19 protein-coding genes are annotated in these 16,862 nt (G+C 62.3%); 10 read left to right on the top strand and 9 right to left on the bottom strand.

The window, feature by feature from the left end:
- Window positions 1–37: 37 nt before the first annotated feature.
- The 6 genes from FHW96_RS12880 (at window position 38) to FHW96_RS12855 (ending at window position 8,456) form a co-directional block, all read left to right on the top strand.
- Complete coding sequence (locus tag FHW96_RS12880; protein WP_172340974.1) at window positions 38–1,177, top strand: glycosyltransferase family 2 protein; 1,140 nt, start codon at window positions 38–40, stop codon at window positions 1,175–1,177.
- Between the two features lie 16 nt (window positions 1,178–1,193).
- Window positions 1,194–2,123 (top strand): glycosyltransferase family 2 protein, encoded by a 930-nt coding sequence (locus tag FHW96_RS12875; protein ID WP_172340973.1) that lies wholly within the window; start codon window positions 1,194–1,196, stop codon window positions 2,121–2,123.
- A gap of 115 nt (window positions 2,124–2,238) precedes the next feature.
- Window positions 2,239–2,457 (top strand): hypothetical protein, encoded by a 219-nt coding sequence (locus tag FHW96_RS12870; RefSeq protein ID WP_172340972.1) that lies wholly within the window; start codon window positions 2,239–2,241, stop codon window positions 2,455–2,457.
- Between the two features lie 11 nt (window positions 2,458–2,468).
- On the top strand, window positions 2,469–5,642 hold the full coding sequence (locus FHW96_RS12865) for an AMP-binding protein (RefSeq protein WP_253950941.1): 3,174 nt from the start codon (window positions 2,469–2,471) through the stop codon (window positions 5,640–5,642).
- 4 nt (window positions 5,643–5,646) lie between these two features.
- A complete protein-coding gene (locus FHW96_RS12860; protein WP_172340970.1) occupies window positions 5,647–7,431 on the top strand; it encodes a thioesterase domain-containing protein in 1,785 nt (594 codons plus the stop codon).
- Entirely contained in the window at window positions 7,428–8,456 is a 1,029-nt protein-coding gene (locus FHW96_RS12855) for a glycosyltransferase family 2 protein (protein WP_172340969.1), read from the top strand. Before FHW96_RS12860 ends, FHW96_RS12855 begins: the two co-directional genes overlap by 4 nt.
- Before the next feature lie 6 nt (window positions 8,457–8,462).
- On the opposite strand, the gene FHW96_RS12850 is transcribed toward FHW96_RS12855, so the two are convergent.
- Window positions 8,463–9,947, bottom strand: a complete 1,485-nt coding sequence (locus tag FHW96_RS12850) for an undecaprenyl-phosphate glucose phosphotransferase (protein ID WP_172340968.1) — start codon at window positions 9,945–9,947, stop codon at window positions 8,463–8,465.
- A 27-nt stretch (window positions 9,948–9,974) separates the two neighbouring features.
- The gene (locus FHW96_RS12845) at window positions 9,975–10,223 is read right to left on the bottom strand and encodes a response regulator transcription factor (RefSeq protein ID WP_172340967.1); all 249 of its coding nucleotides are present in this window, start codon (window positions 10,221–10,223) and stop codon (window positions 9,975–9,977) included.
- Between the two features lie 278 nt (window positions 10,224–10,501).
- Between FHW96_RS12845 and FHW96_RS12840 the strand changes: the two genes are divergently transcribed.
- The gene (locus FHW96_RS12840; protein WP_172340966.1) at window positions 10,502–10,720 is read left to right on the top strand and encodes a response regulator transcription factor; all 219 of its coding nucleotides are present in this window, start codon (window positions 10,502–10,504) and stop codon (window positions 10,718–10,720) included.
- Between the two features lie 77 nt (window positions 10,721–10,797).
- Here FHW96_RS12840 and rfbA read toward each other — a convergent pair whose 3' ends face one another.
- The 7 genes from rfbA to FHW96_RS12805 all read right to left on the bottom strand — a co-directional run bounded on the left by rfbA (window position 10,798) and on the right by FHW96_RS12805 (window position 15,190).
- Window positions 10,798–11,715, bottom strand: a complete 918-nt coding sequence (gene rfbA, locus FHW96_RS12835; RefSeq protein ID WP_172340965.1) for a glucose-1-phosphate thymidylyltransferase RfbA — start codon at window positions 11,713–11,715, stop codon at window positions 10,798–10,800.
- The gene (gene rfbD / locus FHW96_RS12830) at window positions 11,712–12,602 is read right to left on the bottom strand and encodes a dTDP-4-dehydrorhamnose reductase (RefSeq protein WP_172340964.1); all 891 of its coding nucleotides are present in this window, start codon (window positions 12,600–12,602) and stop codon (window positions 11,712–11,714) included. The genes rfbA and rfbD overlap by 4 nt, the downstream gene beginning before the upstream one ends.
- Window positions 12,599–13,660, bottom strand: a complete 1,062-nt coding sequence (gene rfbB / locus FHW96_RS12825; protein WP_172340963.1) for a dTDP-glucose 4,6-dehydratase — start codon at window positions 13,658–13,660, stop codon at window positions 12,599–12,601. Before rfbB ends, rfbD begins: the two co-directional genes overlap by 4 nt.
- A 17-nt stretch (window positions 13,661–13,677) precedes the next feature.
- Entirely contained in the window at window positions 13,678–14,229 is a 552-nt protein-coding gene (gene rfbC, locus FHW96_RS12820; protein WP_172340962.1) for a dTDP-4-dehydrorhamnose 3,5-epimerase, read from the bottom strand.
- 61 nt (window positions 14,230–14,290) lie between these two features.
- Entirely contained in the window at window positions 14,291–14,482 is a 192-nt protein-coding gene (locus FHW96_RS12815) for a Thivi_2564 family membrane protein (RefSeq protein WP_172340961.1), read from the bottom strand.
- A 75-nt stretch (window positions 14,483–14,557) separates the two neighbouring features.
- Entirely contained in the window at window positions 14,558–14,722 is a 165-nt protein-coding gene (locus tag FHW96_RS12810; protein ID WP_172340960.1) for a DUF3309 family protein, read from the bottom strand.
- Window positions 14,723–14,782: 60 nt separating this feature from the next.
- A complete protein-coding gene (locus tag FHW96_RS12805; RefSeq protein ID WP_172340959.1) occupies window positions 14,783–15,190 on the bottom strand; it encodes a glycine zipper 2TM domain-containing protein in 408 nt (135 codons plus the stop codon).
- Window positions 15,191–15,732: 542 nt separating this feature from the next.
- On the opposite strand from FHW96_RS12805, the gene FHW96_RS12800 reads away from it, so the two are divergent.
- From FHW96_RS12800 to FHW96_RS12790, 3 genes are read left to right on the top strand one after another with little or no spacing between them, the layout of a single operon-like run.
- A complete protein-coding gene (locus FHW96_RS12800) occupies window positions 15,733–16,209 on the top strand; it encodes a MarR family winged helix-turn-helix transcriptional regulator (RefSeq protein WP_216650881.1) in 477 nt (158 codons plus the stop codon).
- A gap of 9 nt (window positions 16,210–16,218) precedes the next feature.
- Complete coding sequence (locus FHW96_RS12795; protein ID WP_216650880.1) at window positions 16,219–16,638, top strand: DUF1398 domain-containing protein; 420 nt, start codon at window positions 16,219–16,221, stop codon at window positions 16,636–16,638.
- Window positions 16,616–16,783 (top strand): hypothetical protein, encoded by a 168-nt coding sequence (locus FHW96_RS12790; protein WP_172340958.1) that lies wholly within the window; start codon window positions 16,616–16,618, stop codon window positions 16,781–16,783. Before FHW96_RS12795 ends, FHW96_RS12790 begins: the two co-directional genes overlap by 23 nt.
- The last annotated feature ends 79 nt before the right edge of the window (window positions 16,784–16,862 follow it).

The following is a 16,862-nucleotide window of genomic DNA, read 5'->3' as shown; positions in this document are numbered from 1 at the left end:
CTGGGCTTTGGCCTTGTTGCCAGGATGGCCGCTGCTGATGCTGGCGCTCGAATGCCTTGCGGGCGTCGCGCGCGCGCCATGGCGCCCTCATGGCGCGCCGCCGCCCTTTGTGGCGCTGATCCCCGCACATGATGAGGCCGCCGGGATTGCCGCCGTGGTGGCCGCCATCGCGGCGCAATTGCGCCCCTGCGACCGCATGCTGGTGGTGGCCGACAATTGCCGCGACGACACCGCCGCGCTGGCCCGCGCCGGTGGGGCGCAGGTGGTGGAACGCCATGACGCAACCCGGCGCGGCAAAGCCTATGCGCTGGCCTTTGGCCGCGCCGCGCTGCGGGCCGATGCGCCATCGGTGGTCATCATCGTCGATGCAGATTGTCGGCCCGAACCGGGCGCGCTGGCCCGCCTTGCCGCCCATGCCGACCAATCTGGCGCCGTGGTTCAGGGGTGCTATCTGCTGACCACAGCCCCGGCGGCGGCCCCGCTGGTGCGGGTCTCCAATCTGGCCTTCCTCATCAAGAATCTCGTCCGCCAGCGGGGCCTGCAACGGTTGGGCGGCGGCGCGCTGCTGCAAGGCACCGGCATGGCGTTTCCATGGGCGATATTCGCCGCCGCGCCGCTCGAAACCGCCTCGCTGGTCGAGGATCTCCAGCTCGGGCTGGACTTGCGTTTGCGGGGCTGCGCGGTCCGCTTCGATTCCCACGCCTGCTTTACCAGCCACGCCAGCGCCCAAACCGCCACGCAGGGCCAGCGGACCCGGTGGGAGCATGGCTCGATCCTGACCGCCCTGCACTATTGGCCCCGGCTGATGCGGGCGGGCCTTTCGGGGCGGGCGGGTCTGCTCGTTCTGGCCGCCGATCTGGCCATACCGCCGCTGGCCTTGCTGGCCGCCATCGCCATCGTGTGCGGGGCCGTCCTGCTGGTGGCTGCGGTGCTGACAGGGGCGGGGCTGGGCAGATCGGGGCTGGGCGGGCCGGTTGCGCCGCTGCTGGTCCTTGTTGCCGCCGGAACCGGGGCGCTCACGGTGCTGGCCGGGGTCTGGCTGGCGTTGGGGCGCGGCATTCTGCCCGGTGCGATGGCGCTGCAACTGCCCCGCTATCTCTTTTGGAAACTGCCCATCTATCGCCGCCTCGCCCGCGCCAGACAAAGCGCGTGGGTCCGCACCAGCCGCGAACCCTGACCCGAAAGGCTGTCCCATGTCCCCCCCCCCCACCCCTTCACTTCCTTCCCCGGCACTGGGGGTCGTGGTGATCGGTCGCAACGAGGCTGCGCGCCTGCCCGGCTGTCTGGCCAGCATCATCGCGCATGGCTATCCGATCATCTATGTCGATTCCGGCTCGACCGACGGCAGCGCCGATCTGGCGCGCGCGATGGGTTGCAGCATCGTCGAACTCGCCCCGGAGCACGGTTTCACCGCCGCACGCGCCCGCAACGCCGGTTTTGCCCGCCTGCGCTCTCTTGATCCGGCGGTCGTGCTGGTCCAATTCATCGATGGCGATTGCGAGATGGTGGATGGCTGGCCCACGGCCGCCATCGCCACGCTGCTGGGCAACCCACGGATTGCCGCCGTCTGCGGGCGCAGGCGTGAACGCCACCCCCATTCCAGCCCCTATAACCGGTTGTGCGATCTGGAATGGAACACCTCGCTGGGCGAAACACACAGCTGCGGGGGCGATGCGCTGGTGCGCGCCGATGCCTTTGCGGCGGTGGGCGGTTTTTGCCCCTCACTGATCGCCGGGGAAGAACCCGAATTGTGTTTCCGCCTGCGGCAGGCCGGCTGGACCATCCATCGCATTGCCGATGAAATGACGCTGCACGATGCGGCCATGGACCGCTTTGGCCAGTGGTGGAAACGTAATCGGCGTAACGGCCATGCCATCGCGCAGGCTTTTTCCGATCCCGCCCGCGACGATCCGGGCCTCAGACGCACGTTTATCAGCAATATCGTGTGGGCGCTGCCTTTGGCCTGGCCGCTGTGGCCGTTGCTGTGGTGGCGCATATTCCAACGTCATGACGCCCAGACTGCCAATCTGATGGTTCTGGCCAAATTGCCGCATTTTCTGGGCCAATTAGCCTACTTCATGAAAGCAAAAAAAAATAATTTTAAAATCATTGAATACAAATAAATTGTCATTTTTAATAAAATTAAAAGGAATATTTATGGCGATTTCTAATTACGCCTGGCCAATCGCCACCTTATTTTTTCTGGGCACACCGGGACATGCCGCAACAAAGCTGGTTATGCACCGCATTGATTGCACCACGGATCAGGCGCGCGCGCCGGCGCGGTTCGAACAGACCGCCCGCCCCGCAACCGCCCCACGCCATGCCGAGGCCCAGACATGCCCGGTCAGCGAACAGAGCGTCAACGGCTGGATGATGGTGATACTGATCGCGGGCGCCATCATCATCGGCGTGCCGGCGGCACGGTCGCGCAACCGGCATGTGGTGTTCTCATGATGCGATGCGTGATGATCGGATCGGACGGACTGCTGCCCGAATGCGCCAGACAATGGCGGGATCGCGGCCATGAGGTGACCGCCATCGTCAGCGATCAGCCCGCCATCGCAAAATGGGCCGGACTGATGGGCATACCGGTGCTGAAGCAGGCCACCTTGCTCAAAGATGCCGGGCTGTCCCCCTTCGATTACCTGTTCAATCTGAGCGATCCGCCCGTCTTGCCCGCCCCGGTGCTGGCAATGCCTCGCCGGGCGGCCATTCATGTCCATGACGGACTGCTTCCCGGCTATGCCGGTCTTGACGCTCCGGTCTGGGCGCTGCTCCATGGTGAAAGACGCCACGGAATCAGCTGGCACCTGATCGACGCCCAGCCGGGGGCCGACGACCTGCTGCTGACCCACAGCTTTCACATCGAGGACGACGACAGCGCGGTGTCGTTGAAGGCCAAATGCCTGATCGCCGCAAGAGGCAGTTTTTCCACACTGATCGCAGGACTGGCAACCGGAAGCATCATTGCGCGGCCGCACAGCAAAAGCGCCAGCCATTCCCACGGGCATGATCCGCGCCCCGCTGACGCGGGCATGATCGACTGGCACACCGATGCACATCGCATTGCGCATATGGTGCGCGCCCTCGACCATGGCGCCCATGCCAACCGGCTGGTCATTCCCAAAATCAGCATGAACGGGCATGTCCTGCTGGTGGGAACCGCATCGGTGCAGGATCGCCGATCTTCCCAGCCCGCCGGGACGATCCTGTCGGTGCAGCCCGGTGCCATGGTGGTGGCCACCGCAACCCGCGACCTGCAAATCGGCCGCATCACGACATGCGAAGGTCTGGCGGTCTCGCTGACCGGACGGCTTGCCCGCGACGGCTATGTGTCCGGCGCCGTTCTGGACCGCCTGTCGGTCAGACAACGCCACGATCTTTCCGCGCTGAGCCGCGATATTGGCCGGCTTGAACCATGGTGGCGCCACCGACTGACCCGCCTTCGCCCACTGCGCTTGCCGCTGGTTACCCAAACGAACCCGCAAGACAAGAGCCAGCCCCGCCATGCCGATCTGCGCGGCCTTTGTCCCGAAGGCCCCAGAAGCCCGGCCGACCGCACCGTAATGGCCGCGCTGGTCGGCTATCTGGGCCGCATCGCCGAGCAAAAGGGGCGCGATCACGCCCATTTCGATCTGGGCTATGCCGATCCGGTGCTGCGGGCTGCTGTTCAAGGATACGAACCCTGGTTTGCCGCGCAATTGCCGTTGAACATCGGCCTGCATTTCAACCATGGCCTCTCAATGCTGCGCGAGACATTGGGCGCCGACATTCGCGAAGTCAGGCGCCGGATAGGCCATGCCGCAGACCTGTTCGCCCGTATGCCCTCCTTGCGCCGAAAGGGGATCGATGATCCCGCCGCCCTGCCGGTGGCGATCCTGATCGTCGATGATCTGCAACAGGGCGCCCCCCATCCCGGCGCGGATCTGACCATTGCCCTGCGCTCGGACAGCGGGGCCTGCCGGTGGTTTCACGATGCACAACGGTTAAATGTGGAAACAATCGCCGCGATGCAGGCGGGCTTCCGAACCTTTCTGAATGCGGCAAAGGCCGAGCCGGACATCCCCATCGCCTCGCTGCCGCTGATCTGTCGGGACAATATGAAACGCCAGATCGAGCAGGACAGACCCGCGCGGCCCCATGATCTGTGCCACCACCAGTTGTTCACCCGAAAGGCGCAAAAGGCCGCCGGCAGCCCCGCCATCACCTGCAATGCCCGGACGCTGACCTTCGGCGAGGTGGACCGGCGCACCGACGATCTGGCGCAACATCTGCTGGGCCTGGGCGTAAAAACCGATGCTTTGGTCGGCCTGCATATGGGGCGCTCCGCCAACATGGTCATAGCGTTGCTTGCCATCCACAAGGCGGGCGGCGCCTGCGTCCCCCTCTCGCCCGGCGAGCCAAGCGAACATATCGCCCGCATCCTGTCCGATTGCCGCCCCGCCATCGTCGTCACGGACAAGGCCGGAATGCTCACGCTGCCGTGCAGCGATGCAACGGTCTTGTGCCTTGACGATAATTGGGAGCCGCTGGCCGGACATTGCGATCTGCTGCTGCCCGACATCGCCCGTCCGCATCATCTGGCCTGCCTGAACTATTCGACCGCCGCGCAGGCCCCTTTCATCGGCGCCATGGTCGAGCATCGAAATCTGGCGAACGTGCTGTGCGGCATGGACCGCCACATACCAGAGCCGGGCATCTGGCTGGCGGTGACCGATCTGAAGTTCGACCGCTGTATCCTGGAACTATGCTGGGGGTTGAGCCGCGGGTGCCATGTCATCCTTGCCGCGCCGGGCGATGGGTTTGACGCCGCCTCGAGGCAGACGGATGTGCGGGCGCTGACAGCCTTGATGGTTCGCCATGGGGTGACGCATCTGTGCTGCGCGCCAGAACTTGCACAGCGGATGGTCGATGACAAGGCCGGCATGGAGCAACTGGCGCGCACGCAGACCCTGTTCCTTGCCGGAGAGCCTGTGCCTGCCGAGTTGGCGCAAACCCTGCACGCGCTGATGGGCGAAAGGGCCACGGCCATCTATGGCACGGTGGAAACGACTGCCTGGCATGCCGCACACCGGCTCGATGGCGCGCCCGGCCGCGTGCCGCTGGGCCGCCCGCTGGCGCATCAGCATGCTCTTGTTCTGGACAGCCATCAACAGCCCCTGCCCCCCGGCCTTCCCGGCGAACTGGCCATCGGGGGCGAAGGCGTGGCGCGCGGCTATCTGGGCCGGCCCGACCTGAACGCGAAACGCTTTATCCCCCATCCCATCCTGAGCGGCGCGATGGTCTATCGCACAGGCTTGCGCGTGCAGCAGCTTAGCGACGGCACGCTCCAACCCTATACCATGCCCGAGCGGGCGACCGCGCCCGAAGGCGCCCGCCCTGACGACGCCCGGTCTGACTGCAAATGCCACGGCGGACCGTGCGACCGGCCCGGCGATGAGCAGGCGACCTGCCATGGGCATGAAGCAGCCGCGGGCGCGGCATGGACGCAGCTCTCCACATTGCGATCCGCGCTGCCCGGCTCTGCCCTCGCCTGTTTACCCCAAGGCATGACGCCGGATGCCGAGGCAGGAATTGCCGCCGTCAAACATCATCAGCGCGAGCCCTTTTGGCCCACCGTGCAAGAAAGAGGGATTTAAATCGATGGATGAGGAAAACCACTCCTTCAACATTTCCCACCTGACACCGCGCAAGCGGGGACAGACACATCCGGGCGAGGCAAAAGCCGGCAGCGCGCGCCGTGACGACTGCCTGTCGCAAACCGAAGGTCGGTCTGTGGCGTTCTTGTTTGCCGGTATGGATATGTCGGCGCAGTGGCCGCAGGATTTCGGCATGGGCGCGGATCTCTATCGCCGCGAGCCGGTGTTTCGGGCCGTTATCAATGAATGCATTGAATGCCTGACGGGCGAAGAGAGCGTGCTGCTCAGGCAATGGCTGGCGCCCCGGCCAGAGGAAAGACAAAAGAGCGACCGTCCCGCGCATGGCGTTGCCCTACCTTTTCTGTTCGCCGCCCAGGTGGCGTTGGCGCGGCTGTGGATGGCGCGGGGCATCCATCCGGCCGCCATGATTGGTCAGGGCAGCGGCGAATATGCCGCCGCGCATCTGGCGGGTGTGTTTACTCTGCGCGAAGCCATAACCATCCTGCGCGCGCATGGCCAATTTCTGGAAACCCAGCTTTCGGGCTTACCCTTTCCGGCCCCCGCGACAGCATGCGACGCCATACTGCACCCCTTTTCCCGAACGCTTGCCTCTATCCGACTTGGCCCGCCCATGCTGCCTTTCATCTCTGCGCTGACTGGGGACTGGATCACATCGGAGCAGACTACCAACCCGCATTACTGGACAAGACGCCTGCACCAGCCGGACCGGTTCATGGACGGGCTGGCGCATATCATGGCCACGCCTGATCGCGTCTTGTTGAACATAGGTCCGGGCCGGACGCTGTCGGAGTTGAAGGATCGGCAGGCGGCGAGGGATCTGCGCGCCTGCGGCCTGACGGGTGGCGGCAAGGCGATGGAGCCTCCTTTTCTGCAATCGCTTTATCCGCCCTCGCCCGGCCTGCTTAATGGCGTGACCGGTGGCGCTTGCGGTCTGATCGCTGCGCGATCCGAAAAGGAAGTGCTGCCAGTTGCCTCCCCTGAAGCAATCCGAACGCCCCTCTTCCTGATCCATGACGGATCGGGCAGCATAGCGATCTATGAAGCGCTGGCCGCGCTGATGGTGCATGACCGCCCGATCCTGGGCATTGCGCCGAAACAGGATGACCACGGCGGCGCCCAGCCCGCAACCATCGCCCGGATGGCCAAGGCCTATATCGCGCGCATACGGACGATGCAGCCCCATGGGCCCTATTTGCTGGCAGGGCTGGGCGCAGGCGGCGTGATCGCCTTTGAAATGGCCCAGCAACTGCAGGCCATGGGGCAGCGCACCGCCTTTGTCGGCATCATCGATGGCGCCGATGTCGAAGCCCATGAAAGGATCTTCTCCCTCGCCCGCCTGCTGTATCGGGCGGGCATTCTGGTGCGGCGCCCGGCCTCCGGGCCTGCGGGCGCTTTTGCCAATGTGTGGAAACGGGCGCGTCGCGCGCATCATCCCCAAGGCGTGTTCGAAGGCGGCGACGTGGTCTTGTTCAAAACGACATGCGGCACCGGCGCGCATGATGACCGCCCCGCCAGCATGGCCTATACCGATTGCCTGCTGGGCTGGGGCAAACGGGCGGCGGGCGAGGTACGGCTGGTTATGGTGCCGGGCGGCCATCACAGCGCCTTGCAGACCCCCCATGTCGAAAGTCTGGCGCGCGCCCTTTCGCTGGCCCTCGCCAGCGCTCTGCCCGATGAAAGAAGCCCCACCCTTGCGATCGCCTCGCCACCGGTCACGCCCATCTGGCAGGAAGGTTCGAGCCTTCGCCCCGGAGCGCCCTTGCGATGACCGGCCAGCCCCATGCGCAGGCCGGCGCCCGCCTGATGATCGTGATCGTCAATTATCGGACGCCTTTGCTGGTGGTGGATTGTCTGGCCAGTCTGGCCCCGGAAATCCTGACATTCCGCTCAACGAAGGTCGTCATTGTCGACAATTGCTCAAGCGATGGCTCGGCCCATATCATTGCCGCCGCGATCATCGAGCGGGGCTGGAGCGAGTGGACCGAGCTGGTCCGGGCGCCGATCAATGGCGGCTTTGCCTATGGCAACAATCTGGCCTTTCTGATGGCCTTGTCGCTCGATACGCCGCCGGATCTGTTCTGGATGCTCAATCCCGACACGCGGGTCTATCCCGGCGCCTTGCGCGCTTTCCTCGAATTTTTTGACCGCCACCCGACGGCGGGCATCGCGGGGGGGCAATTGTTCGAAGGCGACGGCAGCCCATGGCCCTTTGCCTTCCGCTTCCCCTCGGCGCTGAGCGAAATCGAGCGCGGGGCGTGCCTTGGCCCGGTGACGAAACTGCTCGACCGGCACAAGGTGCCAAGGGTCATGGAGCCGCGCGCCCAGCCCGTCGATTGGGTGTGCGGCGCGAATATGGTGGTGCGCCGCGACACATTGCTGACCGCGCGGCTGATGGATGAGAACTATTTCCTCTATTTCGAGGAAACAGACTTCTGCCTCAACGCCCGGCGCGATGGCTGGGAATGCTGGTATCTGCCCACCGCCTGCGTCATGCATATCGCGGGGCAAAGCACTGGCCTGACCGGGTCGCGGGCAAAGCGTATTCCGCCTTATTGGTTTCATGCAAGGCGGCGCTATTTCATTGTCAATCACGGGCGGCTCTATGCGATCCTTGCCGATCTGTCATGGCTGACGGGGCATTTGCTGTGGCGCGTTTTGCGCCGGTTTCGGACGCGGCGCGAGGACAATGTGCCGTTTCTCTTGCGCGATTTCCTGAAAGGCTCGGCCCTGTTCAACAGCACATCGACCAGCCGCCGCGTCGCCCCCCCGGAACGCGCGCGCCGCGAAGCATAGCCTGTCTCAATAGGCATTCTGCTGGCGCAGGACGATGGCAATGGTGCGGACCATGATCCGCATATCGAACCAGATCGACCAGTTGCGCACATAGAACAGGTCATGCTCCAGCCGGCCCAGCAACTGTTCCTCGCTATGGGTTTCGCCGCGCCAGCCGCAGACCTGCGCCCATCCGGTCATGCCCGGCTTTACATTGTGGCGCGAAGGATAGGATTGCGCGATATCGCCAAACAGACGCCCGGCGGCCCGCGTCGAGGGCGCATGGGGCCGCGGGCCGACCAGGGACATATCGCCGCGCAGCACGTTGATAAGCTGGGGCAGCTCGTCCAGACTGGTGCGGCGCAAAATGGCGCCCACCCGCGTCACTCTGGCATCGTTACGTCGGGCCTGAACCACCGCGTCGCCGCCATCGTCCTCGGCGCGCATTGTGCGGAATTTCAGAATGCCGAATGTGCGGCAGTTGAACCCCTGCCTTTGCTGGCGGAACAGGATGGGGCCGGGCGAATCCAGACGGATCATCGCCGCCACCACCACCATCACCGGCATCAGCGCCACCAGCGCGATCAGGGCAAGAACCCAGTCTTCGCCCGCCTTGAGCAAGCGTTGATGACGCGAGAGCGGCCATTGCTGCAAAGTGACCACGGGCATTTCGCCCAGCACCGCCAAACTGTGCCGCGTCCACAAGCCCTCGCCCACCGGAGCCAGACGGACTTCGACCGGGGTTTGCGCCAATCGGGCGACCATGGCGCGTATCTGCCGCTCGCGGCCCGCAGGCATGGCGATGATGACACGCGTGACCGCCCCATCGCGGATCGCCAGCAGCAAGGCGTCGAAATCGCCCCGATAGGGCAAGGCGCCATCCGGGCGCCCGGGCGCCGGAACCTCGCCGAAAAAGCCGATCAGTTTGAGGTTCAGCAATTTGTGTTCGGAAATATAGCGCAGCAGGGCCGCCGCATCGCGCCCTGTGCCGATGACAGCGCTGCGTTGATCGAACAGGCCCTGTCGGCGCAAATGGCGCATGATGCCCGCCATGGCGCCCCGCCCCGCCATCAGCGAAAGGCCGCAGGCCAAAAACCATAAGGCAATCGCTTCTGGCGCGATCCGCACCAGATCCAGCATCGTCATGGCCGCCCCGGCCGCGAACAAGGTCACCCCCGTCCAGGCATGGGCCGCCCGCATGGCCGACCGGCCGGCCGACAACTGAACCGGCAGATCATAAGCGCCGACAAGCTGGGCGATCAGGGCGAACAGCGCGCCTGCCATGATGCCGATCCGGTCGAGACGCAGCGTTGCAGCATGATCGCCCAGCAAGGGCAGTAACAGGCGCAACGCCGTAGTGGCGGCAACGATCAGCGCAATGTCGAGGAAACAGACAAGACATTGCATATACTGGACCGGACATGTCCAGCGCCGCGAAGGGGAACCAGAAACGAGTGGCGGAACAATGGCTCGTTCATCCGCCACCTGTTGATCGGGTCGATAGGTGGCCATGTCGCACTCCCCGGCGAAATCGAACTGCTAGGCAGCATTGACAATGTAGACCGACGGACTGTCGGGCAACATGCCGTTCCGGATGACATAGGCGATCATATGAACGCGGTTGCGGGTCCGTGTCTTGAGGCGGACATTTTCGACATGTCGCTCAACAGTACACGGGGCAATTGCCAAAATGATTGCCACCTCTTTTGCCGACATTCCGCGCGCAACAAGGCAGACCACTTCTTTTTCCCGGATGGTGAGTCGCAAATTTGCACAATGATCCGACATATTCCTCCCTTTCCCCAAAAATGATCATAACCATTGGGCATTATTTCATATGGTTATAAAAAAATTGGATGCTTTTTTCGCGATCACCTCAATTAATAGTGATCGCTTATTTTACCATACGTCAGGTCAAAATTCCCCATGTTAGTATCACACTAGGTTTTTTACGTACTGGTATTACCGTTGCAAAGAGCGCCATTCTGACTGACCATGATAAGCTTGCAGCGGCCCGAATTTATTTTCTTGCCGCATAAAACCATCGCTCAGGGAGGCGCGGCGCTATGGACGAAAATACCGAATCCCGCCCGGACCCCCTGACAAACCGGGAATACGAAATCCTGCGTTGCGTCATCCTGGGCATGTCCGCCAAGGAGATCGCCAAACAGCTGACCATCGCGCCACGCACAGTGGAGCGGCACATCGACCATATCCGCCTCAAGACACGCACGCGCAATCGTTCGCATATGGTTGCCTTTGCGATGGCCAACGGCCTGGTATGAAAATGGCGCGGTGAGTTTGCGATGCGCCGTATCGGGCGATCGATGGGGGAGCAAAGCTCCGACAGAACCGCTTGCGTTCACAGGACTGCATGATCCGGCATAACGGGCGAATGCGCGCCCAAAGCAATGCGCCCATCGGTCAGGGCGCGCAGATAGGAAGCATAGGCCCCCTTACCCACCCGATCGATTGCCTGGGAAAAGCCTTTGTCGGCGATGAACCCCATGCGCCAGGCGATTTCTTCGGGACAGGCGATCTTCATCCCCTGCCGCCGCTCCAGCGTAGCGACAAATTCCGAGGCCTCCAGCAAACTGTCAGGTGTGCCCGTATCCAGCCATGCGAACCCGCGCCCCATCTCCATCACCGATAATTTGCCGCGTTCCAGATAGATCCGGTTGATGTCGGTGATCTCCACTTCGCCGCGCGCCGAAGGCTGAATGCCCGCAGCAATATCGACCACCTCGGCATCATAGAAATAGAGGCCCGTGACCGCCCAATTGGAGCGCGGATGCCGGGGTTTTTCCTCAATGCTGACCGCGCGCCGCTGTGTGTCGAATTCGACCACGCCGTAGCGCTGGGGGTCGGACACATGATAGGCAAACACCGCCCCGCCATCGAGCGCGCTGGACGCCCGCCCCATCAGGTCAGGCAAGCCATGGCCAAAGAAGATGTTGTCGCCCAGCACCAGACAGGAGGGTTCGCCCGCGATGAAATCCGCACCAATGGTAAAGGCCTGCGCCAATCCCTTCGGCTCGGGCTGGACCGCATAGGCAATCTCAAGCCCCCATTGCGCCCCATCGCCCAGCAAGTGTCGAAACACCTGCGCATCATGGGGTGTGGTGATAATCAGGATTTGCCGGATGCCCGCCAGCATCAGGGTGGTCAGCGGATAATAGATCATCGGCTTGTCATAGACGGGCATCAGTTGCTTGCTGAGCGCCAGCGTCATCGGATGCAGCCTTGTGCCATTGCCGCCTGCCAGGATTATGCCCTTCATATCGCCTTCTCCTGTGTGCGAACCAATAGCGAAACAACCTGGGCCGCGCTGGCGCGCCAATCAGGCAACCGGATGCCATGGGCATCGGCCATCGCGCCGCAGAACAGGCGCGAATTGGCCGGCCGCATCGCCGCAGCGGGATATTGTGCAGCGGTGATCGGACGCACCCTTGCCCAAGGGCCACCAGCCGCAGTGCTGGCGGCAAACACCGCTTCGGCCAGATCGGCCCAACTGGCCTCGCCGCTGCCGGCCAGGTGGAACACCCGGCCTTCTTTGCGCGCGCCATCACCGGCCAGCCTCTCGGCCAGCGCCAGCACAGCATCGGCCATGTCGAGCGCGCTGGTTGGATTGCCGATCTGGTCGGCCACCACCGCGATTTCGTCCCGCGTCGCGGCCAGCCTGAGCATGGTCTTGACGAAATTGTGGCCGAACGGGCTGTAGATCCATGCCGTGCGCAAGATAACCGCGCCGGGATGCGCAGCCCTTACGGCCCGTTCACCGGCCATTTTGCTCAAGCCATAAACGCCCAGCGGCGCCAGAATATCCTGTTCGGTGTATGGCCCATCCTTGGTGCCATCAAAGACATAGTCGCTCGACAGGTGGATCAGGGGGACCGACAATTGCCACGCGGCGCGCGCCACCTCGCCAGCGCCAATGCCGTTGATGGCCATGGCCTGCTCACGGTGCAGCTCGGCCTCATCCACGCCGGTGTAGGCGGCGGCTGAAACGACAAGATCGGGACGCGCCGCCCGGATCGCGGGGGCAATGCTATCGGGCCTGGACAAATCCAGCCCCGGTCGACCCAGCGCGATCAGATCATGCCCACCATGGCGCTCGATCAGGGCGCTGACCACCTGTCCGGTCTTGCCCGTTACCGCAATCCTCATGCGCATTGATCCAGCAGGCCCAGCCGTTGGCCATCATAATTCTGGCGCAAAGGCTGCCACCAACCGGGGTTTTCGAGATACCACTGGACGGTCTTTTCAATCCCCGTTTCAAAGGTTTCGTACGCCTGCCAGCCCAGTTCGTTTTCCAGCTTGCTGGCATCGATGGCATAGCGCGCATCATGGCCGGGCCGATCGGGAACAAAGCGGATGAGGCTTTCACGCGCGGTCGGCCCCGGGCACAGCCTGTCCAGCACATGACAGATAGCGCGCACGACATCGATGTTGCGCCGCTCGTTTCGGCCACCGACATTATAGGTTTCCCCGACCCGGCCCTTGGCCGCGATCAGGTCCAGCGCCCGCACGTGGTCCTCCACATAGAGCCAGTCGCGGATATTGTCGCCCCGCCCATAGACGGGCAGTTCCCTGCCCTCCAACGCGTTCAGGATGGTGAGCGGAATGAGCTTTTCGGGAAAGTGGCAAGGCCCGTAATTGTTCGAGCAATTGGAAACCACCACCGGCAGGCCATAGGTGCGCTGCCATGCCTTGGCCAGATGGTCGCTGGCGGCCTTGGTGGCCGAATAGGGGCTGGAAGGATCATAGGGCGTGTCTTCCCGAAACAGATGCGTCCGGCTCAGCCCAAGGCTGCCATAGACCTCATCGGTGGAGACATGCAGGAAGCGGAAACCAGCCCTGGCCCTCACGTCCAGCCCGTCCCAATAGGCCCGCGCCGCCTCCAGCAGGGCGAAGGTGCCAAGGACATTGGTTTGCACGAAATCATCAGCCCCGGTGATCGAGCGGTCGACATGGCTTTCGGCGGCCAGATGCATGATGCGGTCAGGCCGGAACGTGGCCATGGCCTGCGCCATCATTGCGCCATCACGAATGTCGGCCCGCAGGAAATGGTGATTGCCCCGCCCCTCTACGGGTTTGAGCGAGGCCAGATTGCCCGCATAGGTCAAGGCATCGATTGTCAGCACGTCATAGCCCCGATCAAGGACCAGATGACGCACAAGCGCCGAGCCGATAAAGCCGGCGCCGCCGGTCACAATCACGCGCATAGGCTTGATCCTTTTTGTCAGAACAGAATTTCGGATTGGGCCAGAGTCGGTTGCACCCGATCCTTGGGCGAGAGTGTCGCCTCATCGGCGATGGCGGGCCATTCGATGCCGATGGCCGGATCGTCCCACAACACACCCTTGTCATTGTCTGGACTGTAGTAGTTTGTAACCTTATAAGTCACGACAGTATCGGGAACCAGCGTGCAAAACCCGTGGGCAAATCCCACAGGTATCCAAAATTGATTGAGGCACTCCGCAGACAATTCAACAGCGCACCATTGGCCATAGGTCCGAGAATTTCTTCGCATATCGACAGCAACATCCATAATGGCCCCGGCGATACAACGCACCAGCTTGCCTTGGGCTGCGGGGTGGGTCTGAACATGCAGCCCCCGGATGGTGCCGGCCCGTGCCGACAAAGACTGGTTTTCCTGCATAAAGCCCACGAGCCCAACCTCTCGACAGAACCGGTCCTCTCGCCAGATTTCGGTAAAATAGCCCCGCCCATCGCCGATCTTGGCGGGAATGAATTCAAGAAGGCCAGCCATATCGAATGTTCGAACGCGCATGCCTTGGCTCCACTTGGCTGGGGTGGCTAAAGAGGCGTAGCCGCAGGCTGCTGTTTGCCTGTCACTTTCCGATGTGAATGGTCGAAAGCGAATCCAGCAGGCCAAACACCCGAAGCAGCCAAATCATGACCGTTATCACCACCACACCGTTCAGGATGGACTTTATCTTGCCATCCATCGGCAGATAGTTGTTGATGAGCCAGAGAATTACTCCGACTACGATGAGCACGACAATCAGGTTTACAAGGGGCATATTTCGTAATCCTCGATTTCATCAGGGATTTATTACTGTAAAGTGTCGGTCACAGGGCTGACGAATGCCGGCATCTCACAGCCGACCGGTCAGCAGCAGGACAACCAGAACGACAAGCACCACGCCGATAACGCTGATCCCGGCATGACCATAGCCATAGCCATAGCCGCCGAACCGCCCGCTAAAACCGCCCAAAAGGAACACTAGCAGCACAATGACAAGAAGAAGGCCAAGCGGCATTGCCGGCTCCTTTATGGTTGGCTGGCCCATCGCGCCAGGCCGAGGCATGAAACGAAGCGTTTACCGGCAACGCGCCTCTGCGCGGCTGTCGATGGCCTGACCGGCCGCCCCTCCGGCAATGGCGCCAAGGACCGTGCCGAACACTTCCGATCCGCCCGGCGCAATGGCATTGCCCAACACCCCACCCGCCAGCGCGCCGACGATCAGCCCCGTCGTGCCATCGGAATGGCGGCAATAATATCGCCCATCCTGCCCGCGATAGATGCGTTCATCACGCGACAATCGCCTTTCCTGATAGCGGTTTGGGTCATTGCGGTAATAGCGGTCGGCCTCATAGCCACCGTAGCCGGGATCAGGACGGTTATAATCATACCCCCCCGATCCCATGCGCATGCGGCCCTGATCACCATAGTCGGAACAACCGGCAAGCAAGCCAAAAGCAATGATGCCAAGAGGAAGGGCGCGCATGATTTTCCTTTCTGGAACAGTACTGATCCGCGCAGCAGGCGCGCTCAGACATGACTGGACGACAGATGACCCATAAGCAAATGGGAGAAATGCAATAGCATCGGAATCTACTCATGTGTTGCTTCATGAACTGCGCAGGGATTACCGCCCTTCCAACGGTTTTTTGCTATGCAATCGGTATCGAAAACCTCTGCTTACTCAGGCAGAGCGTATGTGAAAGGCCATCGTACAAAGCTCGTACACGACGAAATGTACTCTACTGGCATCACGGTGTCCGAATGGGATACAATTGAGCCCCATAACTCAACCTATGCGGCCCCCGGGTTTCCTACATGAAAGGTTTTCGTACGCAAGCACGCGAAAACCTTAGCCAAAGCAGACGTTGGCGCGCCCAAATTGCGTCGTGGCCACCTGCCTTCAGTTCATCTGCGATCATATCATTTTAGGAAGCGTAGCGTCGGCAGCCACCGACTTGTGTTCGCTGAACGAAATTCTCGTCCACTCGGACTGGTTGACATGGAAACTTTCCCTATCTAGTTTCCATGTCAACCAATGTGATGAGCCCGATGCATCCTGTCTCCGATCTTTCCGCCCACACGGGCTTTCTCATGCGCATGGTGTCGAACGCCGTGTCACAGGGCTTCGCCGGCAAGCTGGCCGGCCAAGATGTCACTTTAGCCGAATGGGTCATGCTGCGGGCGCTTTATGGTGGAAAACCGCTGCCCCCCAGCTTGCTGGCGCGCAAGATGGGGATGACCAAGGGTGCGATCAGTAAGCTCGCCGACCGGTTGCTGGACAAAGGCCTGATTGCACGCACCGACAACCCCAACGACAAACGCGCCCACAGCCTGTCGCTCACGCATGAAGGCATCGCCAAGGTGCCTGCGCTGGCCCGTCTGGCGGACGAGAGTGATGCCGCCTTCTTTATCGGCCTGTCCGATGCAGACCATGCGGCTCTCAGGGGGCTGCTGCATAAGCTGATTAACGCCCATGCGCTCACCACCGCGCCGGTGGAGTAATTTGAGAGGATGATGATGGATCCCGCCCCTGCTGCCGACCTTGCCGCTGTTGCGCAGCAATGCCTTGATGCAACCCATGATGGCTCGCTCAGCTTTCCCGCCATCATCGGTCGGTTGATCGAGGCCGGTTTCGAAGGCTATGCGGTCGATTATCGGCGTAGCGCGCAGAGTTTTTACTTGCCTGACGGCACTTCGCTGGACCTGCCAATGCCCTCTCATGCCGGACCAGTGGCGGCAGCCTTCGATAAAGCCGTCGTCGAGGCCCAGATCCGCTGGGCGCAGTCGGGCGATCAGGCCTATACGTATCAGGCCTTCAGCCGGAATGTGGCGGCGGCAGGCTGCGCTGGTTATCTCGTCTCGTTCCTCGGCCGCCGTGTGGTCTACTATGGCCGTACGGGCGACATCCATGTCGAACTGTTTCCGCAATGACCGTCCGCTTCCGCCGCGCCTTGATGGATTCGCCCCGCAGGTGATCGCCGCCTATGTCCAAGCCAAAGTCGCAGCGCTGATGCAGGACGAGGGCAGAAGCCGCGCCCGCGCCACGATCGGGGCCGCCAAGGACGACATTCGCTGAATAAACCGAAGCGGTCATCCATTCATGGCCTGTAGCTGACATTTTTGAATGGTTTTGGGCGGCCGGGTCTCGGCTGCCA

Source organism: Novosphingobium sp. SG751A, from assembly GCF_013149295.1.
Classification (GTDB): domain Bacteria; phylum Pseudomonadota; class Alphaproteobacteria; order Sphingomonadales; family Sphingomonadaceae; genus Novosphingobium.
This window is presented reverse-complemented; position numbering and strand designations above follow the sequence as displayed.